The organism is Streptomyces galbus, assembly GCF_005280195.1.
In the GTDB taxonomy this organism is placed as follows: Bacteria; Actinomycetota; Actinomycetes; order Streptomycetales; family Streptomycetaceae; genus Streptomyces; species Streptomyces galbus.
Genome location: NZ_SZPR01000066.1, coordinates 1 through 1386, shown reverse-complemented (window position 1 = coordinate 1386; position 1386 = coordinate 1). Strand labels below are relative to the sequence as shown.

Here is a 1386-nt window from a genome sequence, read left to right as displayed (position 1 = left end):
CGGTGGAACGACACCGCCGCCCCGCCCGAACACCGTTCCGTACCCGCCGTGTTCGCCGCCCAGGCAGCCCGCACCCCCGACGCCACCGCGATCATCCACGGCGACCACCACCTCACCTACCACCACCTCGACACCCACGCCAACCGACTCGCCCACCACCTCACAGCCACCGGCACCCACCGCGGCGACATCATCGGCGTCCTCCTCGAACGCGGCACCCACCTCGCCACCGCCCTCCTCGCCACCCTCAAAGCCGGCGCCGCCTACGCCGTCCTCGACCCCGACTTCCCCGACGAACGCCTCACCACCACCACGACCGACGCCCACATCACCACCGTCATCACCACCACCCAGCACCACCACCGACTCCCCCACCACCTCACCACCCACACCCTCGACACCCTCGACCTCACCCACCAGCCCACCACCCCACCCAACACCACCACCACCGGCCACGACGCCGCCTGCCTGATGTTCACCAGCGGCTCCACCGGCCGACCCAAAGCCATCCTCACCCCCCACCACGCCATCACCGGCACCCTCCACCACCAGACCTACACCCCCCTCGGCCCCACCCACACCACCCTCCAGTGCTCCCCCACCAGCTGGGACGCCTTCAGCCTCGAATTCTGGGGAGCCCTCCTCCACGGCGCCACCACCGTCCTGCACCCCGGCCAACGCCCCGAACCCGACACCATCGACCACCTCACCCACACCCACCCCATCACCACCCTCCAAACCAGCTCCACCCTCTTCAACTACCTCGTCGACCACCACCCCACCACCTTCCAGCACCTCCACACCGCCTTCACCGGCGGGGAACCGGCGTCGCCGGCGCACGTGGCGCGCATCCTGCGGCGCTACCCGGGGCTGCGGGTGGTCAACGGCTACGGTCCGGCCGAGTCCATGGGCTTCACGACGGTGCACGAGGTGACGAGCCCCGAGGAGGCCGCGGGCAGTTCCCTGCCGATCGGGCGTCCGATCGTGAACAAGCAGGCCTACGTCCTGGACACCGCCCTGCGCCCCGTCCCGCCCGGCGTCACCGGCGAGCTCTACCTCGCCGGCACCGGCCTCGCCCACGGCTACCACAACCAACCCGCCCTCACCGCGACCCGCTTCGTCCCCAACCCCTACGGCCCACCCGGCACCCGCCTCTACCGCACCGGCGACCTCGCCCACTGGACCACCCACGGACACCTCACCTACGACGGCCGCACCGACACCCAGATCAAGATCCGCGGCTTCCGCATCGAACCCACCGACATCGAACACACCCTCCTCCAACACCCCGACATCACCCAAGCCGCCCTCACCCCCACCACCGGCCCCACCGGCGAACCCTGCCTCGCCGCCTACCTCACCACCCCACCCGGAACCGACCTCGAC

1 protein-coding gene is annotated in these 1386 nt (G+C 70.8%); it reads left to right on the top strand.

What is annotated here, in order from left to right; translation table 11 throughout:
* Positions 1 to 48: 48 nt before the first annotated feature.
* A partial coding sequence (locus tag E4U92_RS35575; RefSeq protein ID WP_137304585.1) for an amino acid adenylation domain-containing protein occupies positions 49 to 1386 on the top strand: 1338 nt, incomplete at its 3' end.